20 protein-coding genes are annotated in these 20984 nt (G+C 71.3%); 7 read left to right on the top strand and 13 right to left on the bottom strand.

Translation table 11 applies throughout. From position 1 onward, the window contains the following. Positions 1-3: 3 nt before the first annotated feature. Positions 4-1932 carry an adenylate/guanylate cyclase domain-containing protein gene (locus MMB17_RS10165; protein WP_241101844.1) on the top strand — a complete coding sequence of 643 codons (1929 nt, stop codon included), beginning with the start codon at positions 4-6 and terminating at the stop codon, positions 1930-1932. Here the strand turns inward: MMB17_RS10165 and MMB17_RS25235 are convergent. From MMB17_RS25235 to MMB17_RS10135, 7 genes are all read right to left on the bottom strand, one after another. Beyond that, positions 1911-2045, bottom strand: coding sequence for a hypothetical protein (locus tag MMB17_RS25235; protein ID WP_276518064.1), 135 nt, complete (start codon positions 2043-2045; stop codon positions 1911-1913). The genes MMB17_RS10165 and MMB17_RS25235 overlap by 22 nt on opposite strands. Before the next feature lie 5 nt (positions 2046-2050). Beyond that, entirely contained in the window at positions 2051-2932 is an 882-nt protein-coding gene (locus MMB17_RS10160) for a WecB/TagA/CpsF family glycosyltransferase (RefSeq protein WP_420847351.1), read from the bottom strand. After that, positions 2929-4494: a GumC family protein gene (locus tag MMB17_RS10155; RefSeq protein ID WP_241101843.1), complete on the bottom strand. Its 1566-nt coding sequence runs from the start codon at positions 4492-4494 to the stop codon at positions 2929-2931. The genes MMB17_RS10160 and MMB17_RS10155 overlap by 4 nt, the downstream gene beginning before the upstream one ends. A 282-nt stretch (positions 4495-4776) precedes the next feature. After that, positions 4777-5547 (bottom strand): polysaccharide deacetylase family protein, encoded by a 771-nt coding sequence (locus MMB17_RS10150; protein ID WP_241101842.1) that lies wholly within the window; start codon positions 5545-5547, stop codon positions 4777-4779. Positions 5548-5550: 3 nt separating this feature from the next. Then, a complete protein-coding gene (locus tag MMB17_RS10145; RefSeq protein ID WP_241101841.1) occupies positions 5551-6357 on the bottom strand; it encodes a class I SAM-dependent methyltransferase in 807 nt (268 codons plus the stop codon). 207 nt (positions 6358-6564) lie between these two features. Further along, on the bottom strand, positions 6565-7524 hold the full coding sequence (locus MMB17_RS10140) for a DUF6492 family protein (protein ID WP_241101840.1): 960 nt from the start codon (positions 7522-7524) through the stop codon (positions 6565-6567). Further along, on the bottom strand, positions 7521-8864 hold the full coding sequence (locus MMB17_RS10135) for a lipopolysaccharide biosynthesis protein (RefSeq protein WP_241101839.1): 1344 nt from the start codon (positions 8862-8864) through the stop codon (positions 7521-7523). Before MMB17_RS10135 ends, MMB17_RS10140 begins: the two co-directional genes overlap by 4 nt. Positions 8865-9003: 139 nt before the next feature. On the opposite strand from MMB17_RS10135, the gene MMB17_RS10130 reads away from it, so the two are divergent. Next, positions 9004-9942, top strand: a complete 939-nt coding sequence (locus MMB17_RS10130) for a glycosyltransferase family 2 protein (protein ID WP_241101838.1) — start codon at positions 9004-9006, stop codon at positions 9940-9942. A gap of 5 nt (positions 9943-9947) precedes the next feature. Then, a complete protein-coding gene (locus MMB17_RS10125; protein ID WP_241101837.1) occupies positions 9948-11291 on the top strand; it encodes an O-antigen ligase family protein in 1344 nt (447 codons plus the stop codon). Here MMB17_RS10125 and MMB17_RS10120 read toward each other — a convergent pair. Next, on the bottom strand, positions 11278-12426 hold the full coding sequence (locus MMB17_RS10120; RefSeq protein ID WP_241101836.1) for a glycosyltransferase family protein: 1149 nt from the start codon (positions 12424-12426) through the stop codon (positions 11278-11280). The two genes, MMB17_RS10125 and MMB17_RS10120, sit on opposite strands and share 14 nt — an antisense overlap. A 301-nt stretch (positions 12427-12727) precedes the next feature. Further along, positions 12728-12931, bottom strand: coding sequence for a hypothetical protein (locus tag MMB17_RS10115; protein WP_238310485.1), 204 nt, complete (start codon positions 12929-12931; stop codon positions 12728-12730). Positions 12932-13351: 420 nt separating this feature from the next. On the opposite strand from MMB17_RS10115, the gene MMB17_RS10110 reads away from it, so the two are divergent. From MMB17_RS10110 to MMB17_RS10095, 4 genes are read left to right on the top strand one after another with little or no spacing between them, the layout of a single operon-like run. Further along, positions 13352-14674, top strand: coding sequence for an O-acetylhomoserine aminocarboxypropyltransferase/cysteine synthase family protein (locus MMB17_RS10110; protein ID WP_241101835.1), 1323 nt, complete (start codon positions 13352-13354; stop codon positions 14672-14674). 3 nt (positions 14675-14677) lie between these two features. After that, positions 14678-15691: an isopenicillin N synthase family dioxygenase gene (locus MMB17_RS10105; protein WP_241101834.1), complete on the top strand. Its 1014-nt coding sequence runs from the start codon at positions 14678-14680 to the stop codon at positions 15689-15691. Further along, positions 15688-15864, top strand: a complete 177-nt coding sequence (locus MMB17_RS10100; protein WP_241101833.1) for a hypothetical protein — start codon at positions 15688-15690, stop codon at positions 15862-15864. Before MMB17_RS10105 ends, MMB17_RS10100 begins: the two co-directional genes overlap by 4 nt. Continuing rightward, the gene (locus MMB17_RS10095) at positions 15857-16468 is read left to right on the top strand and encodes a beta-class carbonic anhydrase (RefSeq protein ID WP_241101832.1); all 612 of its coding nucleotides are present in this window, start codon (positions 15857-15859) and stop codon (positions 16466-16468) included. The genes MMB17_RS10100 and MMB17_RS10095 overlap by 8 nt, the downstream gene beginning before the upstream one ends. A gap of 27 nt (positions 16469-16495) precedes the next feature. Here the strand turns inward: MMB17_RS10095 and MMB17_RS10090 are convergent, their stop codons facing one another. From MMB17_RS10090 to MMB17_RS10075, 4 genes are all read right to left on the bottom strand, one after another. Continuing rightward, a complete protein-coding gene (locus tag MMB17_RS10090) occupies positions 16496-17272 on the bottom strand; it encodes an ABC transporter ATP-binding protein (RefSeq protein ID WP_241101831.1) in 777 nt (258 codons plus the stop codon). Continuing rightward, entirely contained in the window at positions 17266-18270 is a 1005-nt protein-coding gene (locus tag MMB17_RS10085; protein ID WP_238310491.1) for an ABC transporter permease, read from the bottom strand. Before MMB17_RS10085 ends, MMB17_RS10090 begins: the two co-directional genes overlap by 7 nt. Before the next feature lie 10 nt (positions 18271-18280). Further along, positions 18281-19363, bottom strand: coding sequence for an ABC transporter substrate-binding protein (locus MMB17_RS10080; RefSeq protein ID WP_241101830.1), 1083 nt, complete (start codon positions 19361-19363; stop codon positions 18281-18283). A 264-nt stretch (positions 19364-19627) separates the two neighbouring features. After that, the gene (locus MMB17_RS10075; protein ID WP_241102161.1) at positions 19628-20551 is read right to left on the bottom strand and encodes an aliphatic sulfonate ABC transporter substrate-binding protein; all 924 of its coding nucleotides are present in this window, start codon (positions 20549-20551) and stop codon (positions 19628-19630) included. Between the last annotated feature and the right edge of the window lie 433 nt (positions 20552-20984).

The following is a 20984-nucleotide window of genomic DNA, read 5'->3' as shown; positions in this document are numbered from 1 at the left end:
CGCGTGTCCAAACGCCGAAAGACACCCCAGAGCCCGCGCGCGGCGGCGGTCGGCCTGCAAGCCCTGCTCGCGGCGGTGTTCGCGCTCATCATCGTCACGGTCGTCGGCGGCCCGGTTTGGACCACCTATCGCGAGACGGCCGCCCTATCCTCGGAAGAGGCGACGGCCCGGTTCGATGCCCTGGCCTCGACCGTCGCGCAACGCCTGCGCGCGACCTTCGATCCGGGCTTGATCATGCTGGACGCGCTCGCGGCCATGCCGCTCGGGCGGATGGAGCCGCTCGCCGCAGGCCGGGTGATTCTCGCCATCATGCAGTCGGACGCGCGCCGCTCGCCCGCGGTGGCCGCCGTGCAGATCGGACGCGACGACGGCACCGCCCTCATCGTCGGGCGCCTCGACGACGACAACCGGGAGGTCGCCGGTGCCGTCTACGTCTTCAAGGTGGTCACCGCCGCACCGGACGGCCTCGTCCAGCGCACGTACCACCTCGACGAGCAGGGCCGCGAACTTGCCCAGACGGACACCACCCCTTCCGATTTCGATGCCCGGAACCGGCCCTGGTACACCGCCTCCGTCGTCACCCCGGAGACGATCACGACGCCGCCCTACCGCTATATCGGCCAGCGCAACATCATCGGCGTCACCCTCGCCCGGCGTGCCACCTCCGAACCCGGCATCGTCTACGGTATCGACATCACCCTCAAGCGCCTGTCCGGAACGCTGACCGCTCTCAAGCGGTCGAGCGGCGCGGATCTGGCGCTGTTCCATCCGGGCGGCCAGCTCGTCGCCGCCACCGAAGAGGCTGCGGAAGCCGCGCCCGACCGCCCCCTCATCGACGGCCTGCCCTCGATCACCGAGGCGGGCAACCCGCTGCTGTCGGCCCTGTTCCGCGCCTATGCCGCAGGCGGCGCCGTTCGGGACAAGATCCTGTCCATCGACGAGGAAGATTACTTCGTCCGCTTCGACCGGCCGGGCGCGGAAACGGGCCTCGTCACCGCCATCAGCATGCCGGAGAGCATCGTCCTCGGCCCCGCGGCGGCCCTGCGCGACCGGCAGCTCATCATCGGGCTCGCGGCGATGGTGGCGGCGGCCCTCGTCTCGCTCCTGGCGGCCCGGCAGCTCACCCGCCCGCTCGGGGCCGTGACCCGGGCGATCTCCGGCATCTCCCGCTTCGAATTCGAGGCGAGCCGGGCGCGGCCCTCCCACATCCGGGAGATCGACGAGCTCTGGACCATGGTTCTGATGCTCGAACGCACCCTGCGCACCTTCACCTGCTACGTCCCGGCCCACCTCGTGCGCTCCATTGCCCGCGACCGGAAGGTGCCGATGGTCGGCGGCATCCGGCAGGAGGTGACGGTGCTGTTCACGGATGTGGAGGGATTCACGTCGATGTCGGAGCGGGCCGACCCGCACGCCCTGATGACCCAGATGTCGCGCTATTTCGGCACGATCGCCGCGGGGGTGACGGCGTCGGGCGGCTTCGTGGACAAGTATATCGGCGACAGCGTCATGGCGGTCTGGGTCTCCTCGCCCGCCTGCCAGGACCACGCCGCCCGCGCCTGCGCCGCGACGCTGGACATCGTGGCGCGCCTCGAGGCGCTCAACGCCGCCTTCCGCCGCGAGGGCCTGCCGGGCATCCGGACGCGCTACGGCCTGAACACCGGCGCGGGCATCGTCGGCCATGTCGGATCGATCGACCGGCTGAGCTACACCGTGATCGGCCACACCGTGAACGTGGCGAGCCGGCTGGAGCAGCACAACAAGCAGCTCGGAACCACGATCCTCGTCAGCGAGGACGTGGTGAAGGCCGCCGGAGCCGGCTTCGCCTTCGCGCCGGCGGGGCTTGCCGCCATCAAGGGGCTGTCCTCCGGCATCCGGGTCTACGAGCTGCGGTCCGCAGCCTCTGCCGATCAGACCGAGACCCAATTATAGGCCAGCCACAGCCCGTGGGCGACGAGGGCCCACCAGGCCACGGTGATGCCGACCGCGCCGATCAGGCCGGCGGTCGGGATGTGCTTGCGCAGCGTCTCGGGGACCCTTCGCATCGAACCTACTCTCCGTTCTGGGCAAGGGCGCGCGGCGAGTTGCCGGCGCCGCGTCCGGCCTGCATCCGCGCCGCGACGCGGACGGCCTGGGCCCGCAGGCCGCTCCCCACCAGGAGGGCGACGGCGTGCGGATTGGTGAGGGTGTAACGGATCGTCAGCCGGGCCGGCTCCTGGCCGAGACGCCAGGCCCATTCGAAGCCGACGCGCTGGATCCAGGCCGGCGCGCGAGAGCGCGTGCCCGACAGGAAGTTGAACAGGCCACCCGAGGTCTTGATCATGCCGACGCGGGAGAGCCGGGCCCCGTGCTCCTGCACGAAATGCTGCTCCCGCGGCACTCCGAGGCCGAGCCAGAGGATGTCCGGGGCGAGGGCATCGATCTCGGCGAGCTTGGCCTCCAGGGCCGCGCCACGGTGGAAACCGTGGCTGCCTCCCAGCAGGCGCAGGTCCGGATAGAGCTTCCGGACATTCGCGAGCGCCCGCCGGTTCTCCTCCTCGGTGGCCCCGTAGAGATAGAAGCTGACGTCATGCGGGATCGCGGCCCGGGCGACGTGGTGGAACAGGTCGGTGGTCGCGACCCGCTCCGGCAGCCGCCGGCTCCCGAACCAGCGGGACAGCACCACCATCGGCTGCCCGTCGGGATTGATCAGGTCGGCCGCCTCGACGAGCTGCGCGAAATCCGGATCGCGGGCGCAACGCGAGAGCACCTCGCCGTTGGCGGAGGTGAGGAACAGGGGCCGCTCCCCGCGCGGCAGGCGCGCCGCCTCGATCATCAGCGCCACCGTCTCCGCCATGTCGGCGGCGGCGATCGCGACCCCGCCGAGGCGGGTCACCGGTACGGCGCGCATCAGAGCCGCGCCCGGCGCGGCTGCGGATTCCATCAGGCTCATCGCGCGCCTCCATAGGTGCCGACACCACGGCCCGCGGTGGTGGAGACGGCCGTCAGCAGGGGCGGGCGAGGGGGATCGTCGGGAAAGGGGGCGGCGCCCCGGCGCAGCGCCTGGGCGCCGGAGGCGCCCATCTCCCGGCGGAGGCGGTCCTCGCCGAAGGCCAGGGCGAGCCCGAGCAGCAGGCCCGCGCCGAAGCCCAGCATCGCCAGGGTCTTGGCCGGCGGCGGGTAGCTGCGCTGCAGCGGCCGCACCGCCGGGGTGATGACGCGGGCATTGCCGATGTCGAGGCGCGCCTGCTCGCTGGTCTCGCGGGCGCGGACGAGGAACGCCTCGTAGACCGCGCGGCTCGCCTCGGCCTCCCGCTCCAGCTCGCGCAGGCGGATCGAGGCCTGGGCGACGTCGACGGTGCGGCCCTTGGCCTGCTCGAAGCTCTGCTCCAGCGCCTTCACCGTCGCCTGGGCACGGGCGAGATCGGTGCGGGCCGCCTGGGCGAAGCGGCCGATCTCCTGGTCGATCAGGCGGCGGACCTGCTGGACCTGTGACTGGATCGAGCTGACGAGGGGATGGCGCGGCCCGAGATCGTGCATCAGCTCCGCCTGCCGGCGGCTGAGCTCGCTGTACTGGCCGCGCAGGGTCGTGATGGCCTGGGAGGCGAGCACGTCCTCGTTGCCGCCGGCATCGAGCCCGTCCTTGCGCATGCGCTCGATCTGGTCGACGCGGGCCTTGGCGTCGGTGGCCCGGGCGCGGGCGGTGGCGAGCTGAGCGGTGAGCTGGGTGAGCTGCTGATCGGTGACGAGGCTGTCGCGGGTGCCGACGAGGCCGTTCGCGGCCCGGTAGAGCTGAACCTTGCTCTCGGCGGCGTTCACCGCGTCGCGCAATTCGCCCAGCCGCGCGGCGAGCCCGGCGCTGGCGCGGTTGGCGGCGTCCGCGCGGTTGGCCGCCTCCTCCGCGAGATAGGCGGCGACCACGGCATTGGCGAGGCGGGCGGCCTTCTCCGCCTCCCGCGACCAGACCGAGACCTCGACGATGAAGGTGCGCCCGCTCCGGCTGACGCCGATGCGCCGCTGCAGGGCGTCGAGGGCGATGGCGGCGTCTCCGCCCGGATCGGCGACCGGCGGCTGCGACAGGCCGAGGGCGAGGCTGATCTTCCCGAGCAGGCCCGGATCGCCGGTGCCCACGAATTCCGGATCCCGGGCGAGGTTCTGGCTCGCCACCACCCGGGCGAGGACGTTGCTGGAGGTGATGACCTGCGCCTGGCTCTCGACGATGGTCATGTAGCCGGTGGAATCCTGATTGCCCGGCGTCAGCTCCTTGTCCATCAGCCGCAGGTCGCGCGGGTCGAGATAGAGCTGGACGCCGGCGGCGTAGCGCGGCGTCAGGGACTTGCCGACCAGGAAGGCGATGCCCGTGCAGGCGAGCGCGCAGGCGAGGATCACGAGGGCGCGCCGCCGGAGAGTCTGGAACACGCCGCGCAGCGACAGTCCCCAGGCGGAAGGGGCCCGCCCCGCCTCGGCGGCGGGCGGCGGACTCGTCCGGGGCAGACTGTCTTCGTACAGCAGCATGGATCGCTCCCGTGGGCCGCGACGCGGGCCGCGCGTCCCAAACCCGGATCCGCGAGACCGCTTCGAGAAGCGGATGCGCCCTTTCGGGACATCCGCCGCCGCCGCGGGCCGCGATGCCGTCCAGGTCGCAATCGCCTTGCCGCCGAGGCGCCTCGGCGGTGGTGCGCGCAACGCTGGATTTGGAGAAGGGAAGGCTCTCTCGCCGCGCGGCCCGGCCGCCGGCGGAACGCCCGATCGTGCCGAACGCAGGCTTGCGACGTTGCGGCGAAAGCGCGTGACCGATCAGAAGGCGCGGCGGCGGGCTTCGTCCATGGTCACGCAGGCGATGCCCCGCGCGGAGGCCGCGCGCAGCACGGCCTCCAGAAGCTCAGGCCGGCAGCCATAGGGACTCGGCGCGGGCGTGACGTCGTGCCCGTAGAAGATCAGCCAGCCCCGTTTCGCCAGGGCCTCGTCCATCAGGCGGTCGATCTCCCCCGCGTCGAGCGCCCCGTCGATCAGCGGATTGGCGCGCAGGAAGCAGCGGTCGACCCGGCCCGCATTGACGCCGGGGATGATGCTGCGGCCGGTCGCGAAGACGTCCCGCACGACCCGCTTGGCGCTCACCGAGCCATAGCCGTAGGGGAAGGCGAAGCTCCGCGGCTCGATGCCGGTGCCGAAGCTCCGAAGCGTTGCGCGGTTCCGGCCCACCTCCCCGGCGAAGCCCCGTCGGCCCAGCATCGGCACGAAAGCGTGGGACTCCGTGTGGCAGCCGATCTCGTGGCCGGCCCGGTGCAGCGCGGCGAGGCGGTCCGCCCCCGCATTGCGCCAATGCTCCGAGGGCGTGTCGACGAGCTTTCCGGCGATGTAGAATGTGCCCTTCGCCCCGTAGGCCTCGAGCAGGTCCACCCCCGTGGTGCAGGCGGAATCCGGCACGTCGTCGAAGGTGAGGCTGACCAGGGGCTCCCGCCCCTTCAGCAGCACGGTCGAGCCGGCGACATGCATCGCGACGCGATGGGCGAGACGCGCGCGCAGCTGGGACGGCCAGTGCCGGGCCTCGCGGGGCAGCGGACCCACGGCTCAGGCTCCCTGGCCGGCCGAGGGCGCGCGCTTGCGCAGGATCAGGTGGTAATCGCCGTGGCGCAGGTTCACCTTGCCGAGGAGGGCGAGGTTCATCAGGTCGGTGGCCGCGTCCATGAGGCTCGCGAGCAGCGGAAGGCGCTGGCGCATCTCGGCGTAGCGCGGGCTCTCGTAGACCCGCTCGTAGAGCGTCTCGAAGCCGAGGGGCTCGAGATAGGCCTTGAGCCGCCGCGGCAGCACCAGCGGATGGTAATGCACCGGGAAGGGCGGCTCTCCGGGATGGCCGGCCCGGGCATGGCCGCGGATGCGCCGGTAGTACCAGACGTGGAACCAGTGCGGCGAGACGCGCGTCACGAACCCCGACAGGGACCGGGGATTGGGCGCGCCGACGAGGAGGAGGCCGCCCGGCTTCAGAGCCTCGGCGAAACGCTGCAGGGCGGCCGCCACGTCCGGCAGGTGCTCGATGACGTTGTAGGTCGTCACGAGGTCGAAGCTGCCCGCCGCGAAGCGCTGAACCTGAATATCGCCCTCGACCCGGGTCGAGGCGTAGCCGTTGTTGGCAAGCTGGACGGGATCGATGTCGACCACGGTGACGCGACCGCGCCGGATCAGCTCGGCGGGCAGATAGGAATCCGCCCCCCCGCCGGCTTCGTAGATCGCGACCTCGCCGGCGGGCAGATGCTGCTGGAGCACGGCATGGACCCGCGCCAGGCTCGCGCCGGCCTCGCCGGCGGGAAGGGGCGTGCCCTCATGCAGCCCGACGGGCTCGAGCGGGATCGCGTCCAGGCCTGCGAACGTTGCGCTCATGGCCATCGCCTTCCTCCAAAATCTTTACAGGAAATCATCGGTCCAGCCCAGCCAAACAGTTGCACACCGCAACGATGACAATGTCTGGAACGACCGAACCAGTTATGCGTCAGAATTATTTCTGCATTTTTCTCGCTAGAAAGAAAGGATCACGTCCGCGTGATCCGTCGATATCGTTAAAATTGGCTCTTAGATTTGCTACATCCCTCACGCGGCCCGCGAAGAAGCCTCCGAAATCGACGGTTGTGTCTCCGAATAGTATCGGGCGAGGCTCGCACGGATCGTCGCCATGGGCGTCGCGCCGAAGGACTGGATGCAGAAGGCCCGCTCCCAGGGCTCCGCGGCCCGCAGCATCGCAAGGATGTCGGGCACCTCCAGGGGATCGGCGTCCCAGTGCGTCCGGGTGAAACTGCGGGCCGTCGGACTGTGGCGGGCGAGCAAGGCCGGCGTGTTCGCGACGAAGGCGCCGTAGGTCATGTATTCCGAGAAATCCCGGTCCCGGCACATCGCCGCGACCCAGTTGCGGCCGCTCAGGAGCTCCATCCGGGCGGTCATCGCCCGCACGCTCGCCTGATCCCAGACGATGATCTGGTCGATGTAGTCGTCGGCGGGCAGGACGGGCGCCGGCGTCCCCACGAGGCGGCTCGCGGTGGCGACCCAGAGCTTGTGGCGGACGGCCCCCTCCGTGACGCCGCCGGCATGGATGTGGAACGGCGCCGGGTTGGGCTCGGCCAGGGTCGCGAAATCGAAGTCGCGGAAGAAATAGATGTCGGAATCGATCAGGCAGAACCGCTTCTCCCGCAGGGCGCGCGCCGCCTCGATCTTCACGATCTGCTGGATGTGCCAGCCGCTCACCGGCTTGCCGTGGAAGGACCACCAGTAGCGGCGGCGGCGCCAGCGCAGAAGCGGGACCGGGCGCAGCCAGCGCGGCAGGAAGCGCGAGAGCGGCAGGATCTCGCGGTCGGGACGCGCATGGGGCGCGAACAGCGCCACGTCCTCGTCGTCGACGATGACGTAGTGTCGGCCGCGCCGGGGCACGTGCCGGTCGATGCTCTCGAACAGCAGCCGGCAGCGCTCGAGGTCGCCGCGATGGCTCAAGGTGATGATGCCGACGGTCTCGGGACGCGGCTGCGGGCCGGGGCCGGTCTCTTCGGGACTTCCGCTCATGATGCCGCACTCCGAACGAGCAGCCGGTAAACCACGGTGAAGGAGATCGCGTAGATCGCCAGGTAGACGGCGTTCAGCCAGACGCCCCAGGATTCCGAGCCGGGAGCGGCCAGGAGGATGAGGGCGACGGCGAGGGCCTTGAGGAGGACGAAGCTCGCCGTGAGGCCGGCGCGCAGGGTCATGCTGCCGAAGGCGAAGAACAGCTCGCCGTGGAATTCGAGCAGGTTGCGCACCGCCGGCACGGCGATGATGGCCGCGAGCATGCCGTAGGCCGCCGAGACGTTCGGCCCGAGGATGCCCGGGCGCAGATGGAGCATGGCGAGGAGGGCGAGCAGCATGCCGGTCGAGACGAGGGCCACCGTCCCTTCGAGCTTCAAGCATTGCCGGATCCGCTCCCAGCTCGCCCGGCGGGCGCGGATCAGCTCGCGCGAATACATCATGAAGATCGGCCGCAGCGGCACGCCGGTCAGGTCGATGAGCCGCATCGAGATCGCGTAGATGCCGGCCATGCGCTCGCCCGCCAGCGTCAGGATGACGAGCTTGTCGACCTCGGTCTGGGCCGTGAACAGCAGGTAGGAGAAGGCGAAGAGCAGCCCGTCCCGCAGGCGGCCCTTGAGCAGGGCCGTCCGGTGGCGCAGCCGGATCCGGGGATGGAAGGCGATGCTGAGCGCGACCGCCGCGGCGAGGTTGCCCGCGAGGTAATACAGGCTCCAGGTCTCGGCATGCCCCCCGCCCCCGGCCCAGAAGGCGACCGCCGCGACCGCGCGGAAGCCGACCGGCAGGGAGACGAGGGTCGAGGCGGCGGCGAAGCGGCCGAGCCCGTTATTCACCTGGACGAGAAGCTCGATCTGCCGCCACAGCACGATCTCGACGAGCATGATCGCGAGATAGGCCGGCAGCTCGATCACGTTCCGGAACAGGACGAGGTAGACGAGGCCCGCGACCGCGAAGAGAAGCGGCAGCGCCAGCACGGCGCAGAGGTAATAGGCGGCGAGATAGCCCGAAAGCGACGCGCGCCGGCCCGCCGCCGCCCGCATCACGTAGGACTGGAACCCGAACCCGGCGAAGCAGCCGATCAGCATGCCCGCGCCCGAGACCGAGGCGAAGACGCCCATCTCGGCGAGGCTGAGGGTGTTGGCCAGGACGAAGAAGTAGACCACCTGCAGCGCGAGGCGCCCGCCGGAGCCCGCCAGGAGCTGCGCGTAACTCGTAAGCAGCCCGCGATGGCCCGCGAGCAGGACGCCCAGACGGCCCGAAGCGGGACGCCGTCCCGGAACGGTCCGGGCCGGCAGGACGCGCGGCCAGCGCAGCGTCGGAAATCGGGACGAGTGAACGGTCATGGGCCGGTGCCGAGCAGACCGCATGCCAGTGTCGCGGTCCCGGATCGACTCCGCCGGCGCGGTGGCCACGCGGGCCGTCGATCGGCGACCGGACCTCTTCTTGCAGGGTGGGGGGCGACGGATCCACCGAGGTTCCAGAATGAGACATCCCGATCCCGCCGGCATCGACATCGTCGTCTGCGTGCCGACCTTCCGCCGGCCCGCCCATCTCCGGCTGACGCTCGACTCGCTGCTGGCCCAGACCATCGCCCGGCCCTTCGCCGTGGTCGTGGTCGAGAACGACGCCTCGGCCCGGGAAGGCAAGGCCGTCGCGGACGGCTACTTCGCGGCGGGACGCCTGAACGGCACCAGCGTGGTGGAGCCGAACCAGGGCAATTGCCATGCGATCAACACGGCCTTCGGCACGGCCCTCGCGAACTATCCGGCCGCGCGCTTCATCCTGATGTTCGACGACGACGAGATCGCCACGCCGCACTGGCTGGAGCGCATGGTCGAGACCGCCGAGCGCACCGGGGCGGGCATCGTCGGCGGCCCGGTACATCCGGCCCTCGCCGAGGGCCGGCGGGCGCTCGCCGCACATCCGGCCTTCGCCCCGGCCTACGACACCAGCGGACCGGTCCCGGTGATCTACGGCAGCGGCAACTGCCTCATCACCCGCGCGACCTTCCAGCGGCTCGGCCTGCCGCCCTTCGATCCCGGCTACAACTTCCTCGGCGGCGGCGACACCGACTACTTCGTGCGGGCGCAGGCGGCCGGCATCGCCTTCCACTGGAGCGCGGAGGCCGTCATCACCGAGACGGTGCCCCCCGAGCGGCTCCGGCTGCGCTGGCTGATGAGCCGCGGCCTGCGCATCGGCGCGATCAACCACCGCATCGACACGAAGCGGGCGCACGGCGTCGCCGGCCGGTCGCGCCTCCTGGCCAAGACCGCCCTGCTGCTGCCGGTCTCCGCCGTCCGGGCCCTGCGTCTCTACGCCCGCACCCGCGAACCGAGCATCGCCCTGCACCCGGTCCTCGTCGCCTTGGGCCGCCTGCTCGCCGCGCTCCGGATCGAGCCGCAGCCCTATCGCGCGGTGTGAGCCCCGTGGCGACCACGCGGGCGGCCGCTCCGGGCACCCGGACCCGTCCCCCGTCCCTGCTCGGCTATCTCGCCGAGCAGGTGGCCGAGATGCGCGTGCCGTGGCTCGCCCGCTGCCTCGTCTTCCTCGCCGGTCTCCTCGTCTCCTGGATCACCCTCAAGCCCTTCCCGAGCCTGTCGAACCTCGATGCGGGCGACATCACCACCGGCCAGGAGGGCGCGACCTACGTCACCTTCGGCCTGCTCGCCCTCGCCGCCATCGGCTTCGCCCTGCGCGAGCACGCGCCGGCGCTACGCTCCCTGCTGACGCGCAGCCTCGTCGCCCTGGTGGTCTGGCTCGGCCTCTCGGTCCTGTTGTCACAGGATCCTTCGACCTCCGCCAAGCGGCTGGCCCTCACCGGGGCGGTCTCGGTCTTCGCGGCCTGCCTGCCGCTGCTCGCCGGCTCCCGGCGGGAGCTGCGCAACCTGCTGGCCCTGGCCGCGGGCACGCTGCTCGCCCTGTGCTATCTCGGGATGCTGCTCGTCCCGCATCTCGCGATCCACCAGCCCAACGACTTCGTGGAACCCGCGCTCGCGGGGGCCTGGCGCGGCGTGTTCGGCCACAAGAACTACGCCGCCGCGGTGATCGCCCTGGTCGCCTTCATCGGCGTCGGCCTGTTCGGCATGGGCGCGCGCCTGGCCGGAAGCGCGATCGTGGCCGCGTCCCTGATTTTCCTCGCCGGCTCGGGCGGAAAGAGCGCCACGGCGCTGCTCGTGGTCACCTTCGCCCTGACCGGGGCCTTCCACCTGTTCCGCGGCTTCGCCGCCCGCGCGGCGATGACGCTCGGCCTGGTCTTCGCCCTCAACCTGTTCAGCGTCGGCACGGTGATCAGCGAGCCGCTGGGCACGGTGGTGCGGATGCTGCCAATCGACGCGACCTTCACCGGCCGCACCGACGTGTGGCGCTTCGCGGTCGACGCCGTGGCGGTGAAGCCCCTCACCGGCTACGGCTTCTCCGCCTTCTGGGGCACGGCCAAGGTGCGCGACAGCTCCGACGAGGGCGCGACCTGGGCGGGCTACGCCGCCCACAGCCACAACGGCTATCTCGACAGCGCGGTCAATCTCGGCCTGGTCGGGCTCGTCCTCACCGTGCTGGTCTTCCTGATCGCGCCCCTGCGCCACTTCCAGAGACTCCAGGAGGGGGAGGGCCGGAGCGATCCCCTCGCCTGGATGTTCCTGCGGATCTGGCTCTTCGGGATCCTGCTCTCGTCCATGGAGAGCTTCTTCTACGACCGGGCCGATCCGCTCTGGATGACCTTCCTGTTCGCGGTGTTCGGCCTCCACTACCTCGCCCGGTTCAGGACGCGCTGAGCGCCGCCCTCGCCCGGGCCGGCGCCGCCGGCGGGATCAGCCTCTCCAGCACGGCGGCCGCGTCGCGGAACCAGAGATCGGCGTCGATCTCCGGCAGCCGGGTCGGGCGCGCGGCAGCGGCGAGGACCAGCGCGGCATAGGCCTCGGCCTCCGCTCCGGGCGGGGCGAGCACGATGGCGCCCTCCTCCAGCAGCGCCCGGAAGCGGGGATGGTGATCGAACTCGTCCGCCCGCAGCGGCGCCGTCACCACGACCGGCCGCCCGGCCTGGACGCTGGCGAGGATGCTCGCCCGCCGCGCGGTCAGCCCCTCGGGCAGGACATAGGCGAAGGCGTCGACGGTTTCGAACAGGCCGTAGAGCTCCTCCGCCGTCGCGACGTAGCCCGACACCACGACATGCTCCGACAGGCCGAGCGCCGCGACCTTGCGGTGGAAGATGTCCTCGATCCCGTCCGAGGCCTTGATGAAGGAGCCGATGAAGACGGTGAGGACGTCGACGCCCCGCGCCCGCAGGGCGGCGGCGATGGCGAGCACCGCCTCCGGCTGCTTGCCGGGATAGATCGAGCCGAAATGGCCGAGCACCAGGCGCCCGGCCTGCCGCGCCGCGGCGAGGCGGGTGCGCAGGGGGCTGTCCGCGGTCTCGGCCGGCCGCATCATGTTGGGCGGCACCGGCATCAGCACGGCGCGTTTGGCGAGGAATCCGACGATCGGATCCGCGGCGAGCTCGTCGCGCACCTGGGGCGAGACCAGGACCACGTGATCGGACAGGAGCAGGATCGGCCGCAGCACGGCCCGGCGCAGGCGGTGCATGCCGCCCCATTCGTGCAGCACGGCGATGCGCCCGCGCCGGCGCAGGGCGGCGAGGGCGAAGGCGAGGACGGGGCCGGCGAGGGCCCGCTTCCAGGCCACCACCGGCATGTTGGCGACGAGGCTGCGCGAGCGGCCGATCGCCCGCCACAGCCGGCCGACGGGAAGCGTCTTCGGCTCCAGCAAGAGGGCTTCGTGTCGCCCGGGCTCCATCGCCTGCAGGGTGGCGAGCAGCCGGGCGGAGAAATCCCCGATGCCGCAGGGCGGGCGGCCGCTGCCCAGGAGGTGCAGGGCGGCGAGCGGCGTCTCGGAGGGGTCTGCGGGCGGCATGGTGGATCTTCCGGGGCTCGCGGCGAGCCCGGCCCACTCTGTCGCCTGCCCCTTAAGAGACCGCTTCACCGAGCGCGGACGGCCCTCCGCCCCCTCCCAAGGGGATCGGCGCCTCGCCCGAAGGCCCTTCCGTCACGCCGGCCCAGGGCCTAACCTTCCCGAATGAACGACGATCTGCGCGAGTCCCGTGCGGCCCTGATCCTGATCGCGGGCGCGGTCTTCTCCGTGCTCGCCTTCGGAGCGGTGACGCTCCTGTCGCAATTCGGCGGCTGACCGCGCCGGCCCTCCGGTACGGCGCGCTCTACTCGGCGATCTCCTTGAGGTGCCGGTCGATGGCCGCCAGCGCCTTGGCCTGCTCGGGGTCGGGATGCGGGCCGCTGACATAGGCGAGCGTCACCCGGGCGATGCGCAGGGCCGTCGCGAGATCGCGCCCCTCGCGGCGCGCCTCGTCGATCACGGCGGCCACGTCCACCATGATCTGTGCTTTGGCCGCATAGCCTCTCATGGCAGCGGACACCCCACGGGAACCTGCAACGCGTCGTATCCGGTCTCGGCCGCCCGAGCGGAGGCCGCGTTCATGGCCTTACCATAACCCGCCGCCGAATTGAGCCCGGCCCGGGATGCGACCCCCTGCCCGTAGGGAGGGGACCCGGGACGAAGCGCCCCCTTCGGCCGGGCGCGCAGGGAATTCTTCTGCATCCGCCCCCTGACGACGAACAAAGTTTCCCCTGCCGATCTTCAATAAAAAACCGGCTTTCATTGACATTTCTTTCGTCCAGAGGAACATTTTTACCCGCAGACGATCCCATATGATCCGAGAAAGCGCCGATATCGGCACGGCGAATACTTTCCTTTCGCCTTGGATCCGAGCCCGCGCCCGCCCCTGGGATGAACGTCTCCGAATTTCTCTTGACGGAAGCCGCGCATGCCGAACGCTGACCTGCCCTCGTCCCATCCGGAAACGCTCGCCCTCCATGCCGGCTGGCGGGCCGACCCGCAGACCGGGTCGGTGGCGGTGCCGATCCACCAGACCACCTCCTACCAGTTCCGCGACACCGACCACGCCGAGAGCCTGTTCGCGCTGAAGGAGCTCGGCAACATCTACACCCGCGTCACCAACCCGACGGTGGACGTGCTGGAGCAGCGCCTGGCCGCCCTCGAAGGGGGCGCCGCGGCGCTCGCGGTCGCCTCCGGCCAGGCCGCCTCGGCCCTGGCGATCCAGAACCTCGCCCGGGCCGGCGACAACATCGTATCCTCGACCGACCTCTATGGCGGCACCTGGAACCTGTTCGCCAACACCCTGTCCGAGCAGGGCATCGAGGTCCGCTTCGTCGATCCCGTCGATCCCGAGAATTTCCGCCGGGCGACCGACGCGCGGACGCGGGCCTATTACGCCGAGACCCTGCCCAACCCGAAGCTGACGGTCTTCCCCATCGCCGAGGTCGCGGCGATCGGCCGGCCGGAGGGCATCCCGCTCATCGTCGACAACACCGCGGCGCCGCTGCTCGCCCGCCCCCTCGAGCACGGGGCGGCCATCGTGGTCTACTCGACCACGAAATATCTCGGCGGCCACGGCATCGCCATCGGCGGGGCCATCGTCGATGGCGGCAATTTCCACTGGGCGGCCCATCCCGAGCGCCAGCCGGCGCTCAACACGCCGGATGCGAGCTATCACGGCGCGGTCTGGACGGAGGCCGCGGCGCCGCTCGGGCCCATCGCCTACGTGCTGCGCGCCCGGGTACGGCTCCTGCGCGACCTCGGCCCCGCCGTCTCGCCGCTCAACGCCTTCCTGACCCTGCAGGGGCTGGAGACGCTGCCCCTGCGCATCGAGCGCCACAGCCGCAACGCGCAGGGCGTGGCCGACTGGCTGAAGACCCGGCCCGAGGTGGTGCGGGTGATCCATCCCTCCGTCCAGACCGGCGCGGCCCGGGAGCGGGCCGACCGCTACCTCCGCAACGGCTATGGCGGCCTCGTCGGCTTCGAGCTGGCGGCGGGCCGGGCGGCCGGGCGCCGCTTCATCGACGCGCTCAAGCTGTTCTACCACGTCGCCAATATCGGCGACGCGCGCAGCCTCGCGATCCATCCGGCCTCGACCACGCATTCGCAGCTCAATGCGCAGGACCAGCGCGCCACGGGCGTCTCGGACGGCTATGTGCGGCTCGCGGTGGGGCTAGAGCATCTCGACGACATCCTGGCCGATCTCGACCAGGCGCTCGCCGCCGCAGGCACCCTCGCACAGGCGGCCTGAGCCATGGCGACCACCCTCCCCCTCCTCGACCTGCGCCGCCTCGACGGCGCGCCGGACGACCGCGCCGCCTTCCTCGCCGAGCTGCGCGAGGCCGCGCGCCAGGTCGGCTTCTTCTATCTCACCGGCCACGGCATCCCGGCCTCCGAGATCGCCGGCGTGCAGGCCCTAGCGCGGCGCTTCTTCGCCCTGCCGCTCGCCGAGAAGCGGGCGGTCGCCATGGTGAACTCGCCGCATTTCCGCGGCTATACCGAGGCCGGCCGCGAGATCACCCGCGGCCGCCCGGACTGGCGCGAGCAGTTCGACATCGGCGCCGAGCGGGAGGCGCTGCCCCGAGAGCCGGGCCTGCCCGCCTGGACCCGGCTCCAGGGCCCCAATCTCTGGCCGGCCTCCCTGCCCGGCCTGCGGGTGGGGCTCCTCGCCTGGCAGGAGGCGGTGACGCAGGTCGGCATCCGCCTGCTCCGGGCCTTCGCCCTGGCTCTGGGCCAGGAGGCGGAGGCCTTCGCGCCGATCTATGCCGGCGCGCCCAACCAGCACATCAAGATCATCCGCTATCCCGGGCGCGAGGCGACGCAGGACGAGCAGGGCGTGGGCGCCCACAAGGACAGCGGCTTCCTCACGCTGCTGGTCCAGGACGGCGAGGGCGGCCTCGAAGTCGAGACCGAGGGCGGCTGGATCGCCGCGGCGCCGGTCGAGGGGGCCTTCGTGGTCAATGTCGGCGAACTCCTGGAGCTCGCCTCCAACGGCTACCTGCGGGCCACCGTGCACCGGGTGGTCACGCCCAAGGCCGGCCGCGACCGCCTCTCGGTCGCCTTCTTCCTCGGCGCCCGCCACGACGCCACGGTGCCGCTCCTCGACCTGCCGCCGGACCTCGCCGCCGCGGCGCCGGGGCCGGCGAGCGACCCGGACAATCCCCTCTTCCGCGAGGTCGGGCGCAACTACCTGAAGGGGCGCCTGCGCTCGCATCCGGACGTGGCGGCCCGCCACTACGCGGATCTCACGGAGGCGCGCGCGGCATGAGACGCCTCCTCGACAATCTCAGGGCCATCCTGCGACGCGCGGAGCTTCCCGCCGGCCCGATCCCCCTCGCCTCCGGTGCGATGCTGAGCCACGAATGGCTCGCCCCCCACCTCATCCGCCTGCCGGCCGGCATGCCGGCTCCCGGGACGGCCAGCGGAGCCTCCGATGCCTGACCCCGCGACTCCGCCCGTCTACGAGGAGGTTCTCGCCGCCAACGCGGCCTATGCGGCGGGCTTCGACAAGGGCGATCTCGCCCTGCCCCCGGCCCGGCGCTTCGCGATCCTCACCTGCATGGATGCCCGCCTCGACCCCGCGAAATATGCGGGCCTGTCCGAGGGGGACGCCCATGTCATCCGGAACGCGGGCGGACGGGCGAGCGACGACGCGATCCGCTCGCTCGTGATCTCGCACAAGCTGCTCGGCACGCGGGCCTGGTTCGTGATCCACCATTCCGATTGCGGCATGGAGTTCTTCACGAACGCGATCATCGGCGACCTGCTGGAGGACAGCCTGGAGACCGCGGCCCTGGAGGACGGCGCCTGGGTCAATCCCCATCACGGCGGCGGCTCGGCGGCGGGGAAGGCCATCGACTGGCTGACGATCTCCGACCGGCTCGGCAGCGTGGCGGCGGATGTGCGCCGCATCCGGGCGCATCCCCTGGTGCCGGGGCACATCCCGATCTTCGGCTTCGTCTACGACGTCGCCACCGGCCGCCTCCTCGAGGTCGCCGCCGCCAGCGAAGCCGGCCGGCCGACGGCGGAGCCCCCCGGCGCCTGACGCCGCCGGGGCGGGTCGCGGCCGTCCTCAGGCGGGCTGCCCGAGGATGGCCAGGATCTCCCGGCGCAGGCGCACCAGCTCCGGATCGTCCCGGTGGCGCGGATAGGGCGCCGTGACCGGGATCTCCGCGCGCAGGGCTGCGGGGCGGTCGGAGAGGACGATCACCCGCTCGGCCAGCACCAACGCCTCCTCGACGTCGTGGGTGACGAGGACGGCGCTGAAGCGCTTCTCCTGCCAGAGCCGCAGGATCTCCGCTTGCATGGCGAGGCGGGTCAGGGCGTCGAGCTTGCCCAGGGGCTCGTCCAGCAAGAGCAGGCGCGGTTCGTTGACGAGGGCCCGGGCCAGGGCCGCCCGCTGGGCCATGCCGCCGGAGAGCTGGTGCGGATAGGCATCCGCGAAGCCCGACAGCCCGACGAGGTCGAGAGCGGCGCTGATCCGGCCCTGTTCCTGCCGGGCCGTGCCGCGGGCCTCCAGGCCCAGCGCCACGTTCCCGCGCACGGTGCGCCAGGGATAGAGCGTCGGATCCTGGAACACGAGGAGGCGGGACGGATCGGGCCCCTCGACGAGGCCCCCGTCGACGGTGATGCGGCCCTCGCCCGGCGGCTCCAGCCCGGCGATCAGGCGCAGCAGGGTGGACTTGCCGCAGCCGGAGGGGCCGAGCAGGGCGACGAAGCCGCCCGGCGGGAGATCGAGCCCGACGCGGTCGAGCACCGGCAGGGCCTGCCCCCTCAGGGCGAAGGCATGGCTGACGGATTCGACCCGCAGCCGCGCCCCGGCGGCCGTGTTGCGCGTGGCGGCTACCATTGCACCAACCCCTTCTGCCAGGAGAGCACCCGATCGCGCAGGCGGAACAGCAGGGTGATCAGCCCGGAGCACATCAGCGCCATCACGATGAGCGCGGCATACATGTTGGCATAGGCCGCCCAGCCCTGGGCCCATTGCAGGTACCAGCCGAGCCCCGCCTTCACGCCCAGCATCTCGGCCACGACCAGCACCGCGAAGGAGGCGCCGAGCCCCATGAACAGGCCGACGAAGACATGCGGCAGGGCCGCCGGGATCGCGACCCGCAGCACGAGGAAGGCCGGCGAGGCGCCGAGCGTGCGGGCGACGTCGAAATAGGCCTTGTTGACCCCGGCCACGCCCGACCAGGTCAGCACCGTGACCGGGAAGCCCGTGGCCAGCGCCACCAGGAAGGTGCTCGCCGACCAGGAGGACGGAAACACGAAGAAGGCGAGCGGCAGCCAGGCGGTCGCCGGCAGAGGCCCCACGAAGCGCAGGACCGGATGCGCCCAGTAGCCCACCGCCCGCGACCAGCCGATGGCAACGCCGAGGCCGAAGCCGGCCAAGGCCCCGATCAGGTAGCCGCCCGCGAGCAGCAGGAGGGAGGCGAGCGTGCTGGTGCCGAGCCGGGCGTAATCCTCGAGGAAGACTTCGAGGATGGCCTGGGGCGGCGGGAAGAACGGCATCGGCAGCAGCGCGAGCTTGGCCGTGACGACTTCCCAGGCCGTGAGCCCGAGCCCGGCGACCGCGAGCCAGGGCGCCCCATGGCGCAGGCGCTCGCCCGGGCGACCGAGGCGGCCGGCGAATCCAAGGGATGCGGCCAGCACGAGGCCGAGGCCGGCGGCGGCGAGGCCGAACTCGCGGGTATAGGCGAAGTCGCCGTCCTCGTGCAGGGCGAGGGTGACGGCGGCGAGGAGGAGCCAGGCGGGTCCCGCGGCGAGGCGCCCCCAGGGCAGGCGCGGCAGGGCCGCCCGGGCGGCTCGCGGCAGGGCGCCCGCGACGGCGCCGGTGGTCGCGCTCATAAGGCGCTCCTCAGCTCAGCACGTCGGCGTAGATGCGCTCGGCGAACTTGGCCGTGTCGGTCGTCCGCTTGAGCACCTTCACGCGCTTCAACTCGTCCCCGTAGAGCACGAGCTGCTCCTTGAGGTCGCCCCCGACCGGGCGGTCGCCATGCGCCTGGGACCTGAGCATCGCGGCCAGATCCTCGACCGAGCCCTTGCCGCCATAGCCGGAGAAGGCCTTGGCCGCCGCGACCGGGTCCGCGTGGACATGGTGCCCCGCCTCCAGCACGGCCCGGGTCAGGGCGCTCGCCGCCGCGCGGTCGTTGCGGATCAGGCTGCCGCGCAAAGCCACCACGCAGCAGGTGCGGGTGGCGTATTCGCCCGAGAGGTTGGTGGCGAGCTCGGCGAAGCGCGGATCCTTGAGCCAGAGCCAGGTGCGGGGATCGGAATCGGCGAGCGCCTGGGCCTCGCCCTTTTCGACCGCGAGGTTCAGGAGATCGGCCGGGTACTGGCGCCACTCCACCTCCGTCTCGGGGTCGATGCCGGCCTTGGCCAGCAGCAGCCCGAAGAAGTTCTTGGCGGGCGAGGCCTGATCGCTGATCGCGATGGTCTTGCCCTTGAGCGCCGCGATCTCCGTGATGCCGGCCGCTTTCGCGGTGAGGAGGCGCAGGCAACCGCCATGCAGCCCGGCGGTGATCTTCACGTCGAAGCCCTGCTCCAGGGGCTTCAGCCAGCGCAATGCCATGCCGATGCCGGCATCCGCCTTGCCCGTGGCGATGGCCTCCAGCAGCGCCTCGGTCGAGCCGCCGAAATTGACGAATTCCACGTCGAGGCCATGGCGGGCGAAGAGGCCGCTCTCCTTGGCCAGCGGCGCGGCGGCGGTGCAGATCGCCGTGGCGTTCCAGGCGAGCTTGATCGGCTTCAGCGGCCCCGTGGCCTCGGCCGCGGCCGGCCGGCAGAGCGGGCCGGGATCGAAGCCGCCGCCCGGGCCGGGCCCGAAGGCGCGGCCGGTGCCGAGCCCGAGGCCGAACGGCAAGGCCGCCGCCGCGGCGGCCCCCCGCAGCAGGAACCGGCGCGACGGCGAGCGGCCGTGACGCGCGAACGCATCGGTCATGGGGGTCGTCTCCAGGGCGCGTGAGCGCGACAGATGAGGAGCAGGCGGCAACGCGCGCCGCCTACCGAGTCCTCAAATGAATAATGACTTCACCAGTGTTCATTCGCGAAATCTTGAAGTCAATGAACGGTCATTCTCAATATTCATGAAAAGAGAAGAGATTGTTCCAGCAAGCCGGCCGGCACGGGAACGTCCTGCCAAGGACGCGAACCCCCTCCGACCCGCGAGGCGGAGGGGGTTCGAAAGACCTGGGGCGGGACGCCCTCAGCGGGTCGGCGGCTGCCAGAGGCCGAGGGCGGCCGCGTCGACCGGGCGGGGCAGCAGGCCCTCGGCCTTGAAGGCGTCGGCGATCTTCTGCTGCTCGGCGAGGCCCTCCCGCGTCACCGGCTCGACCTTGTAGCTGCGCCGGTCGTTCGCCTGGCGCACGATGGCCGGCTCGATCTTCCAGAGGGCGCCGAGCCGGGTCGCCGCCTCCTCCGGGTTCGCCTTCACCCAGGCACCGGCCTGGGCGAGCTTGGCGAAGAGCACGCCCAGCACCGCGCCGTTCTGCGCCACATAGGCGTCGGAGGCGAGGTAGTAGCGCTTGTAGAGGGACAGGCCGGTGCCGTCCCGCAGGATCCGGGCACCGGACTGCGCCTGGGCCGCCGACAGGAACGGGTCCCAGGCGACCCAGGCATCGACGCTGCCGCTGGTGAGCGCGCCGCGGCCATCGGCCGGGGTGAGATAGGCCGGCGTGATGCTGGTGAAGGGCAAGCTCTCGGCGCCGAGGGCCGCGAGCAGCAGGTAATGGCTCCCGGCGCCCTTGGTGACCGCGACCTTCCGGCCCTTCAGGTCGGCCACCGTCTTGATCGGGGAATCCGCGGCGACCAGGATCGCCTGGGCACTCGGCGACGGCGCCTCCTGCGCCACGTAGGTGATGCGGGCGCCCGCGGCCTGGGCGAAGACGGGGACCGTGTCGGCCACGTCCGCGGAGACGTCGATCTGCCCGACATTCAGGGCTTCCATGATCGGCAGCCCGCTCGTGAATTCGTGCCAGGAGACGGTGACGCCGAGGGGCTTCAGCGCATCCTCCAGGGCCCCCTCCTGCCGCAGCAGCGCGATCAGGGTCGAGGAGCGCTGGTAACCGATGCGCAGGCTCGCGGACGCGGCCGAGGCGCCCTCCGTCTGCCAGGCCAGGGCCAGCAGCATCAGGGCGACCGTCGCGAGCAGGGCGCGAAGACCGTGACGCATCGTTGAAAGACCTCGTTCGAGCCGATGAGGACAGCTCGCCTCGCAGAACTCATGACGTTCGGAAAATCGAACGTCAATGAAACGGAACGGCAAATACTTGGCGCTCAACGAGAGGATCTTTCATCGAATGCCAGCGGAAGAGTAGAAAAATCCCATCGCCTCCGCCGGGCCGGTTTTCTTAAGGTCCGGATTCGAGAGGCCGGAACGCCGCCCGGCGCCGGCAGCCGGGCCTGCAGGGGCGCCGCGGGCGGCATCGAGGGCAAAAACCAAAACCACCTCGCGGCACGGCCCGCCCGCGGAACGATCTTCGCGCGCGCCACCGAAATAAGAACGAATGTACTTTTGACTTTTCGGCCCTCCTCAATCCAAAAATAGACAAGGAAAGACATTG

Origin of the sequence: Methylobacterium organophilum, assembly GCF_022533465.1 — a bacterium.
GTDB lineage: Bacteria > Pseudomonadota > Alphaproteobacteria > Rhizobiales > Beijerinckiaceae > Methylobacterium > Methylobacterium organophilum.
This window is presented reverse-complemented; position numbering and strand designations above follow the sequence as displayed.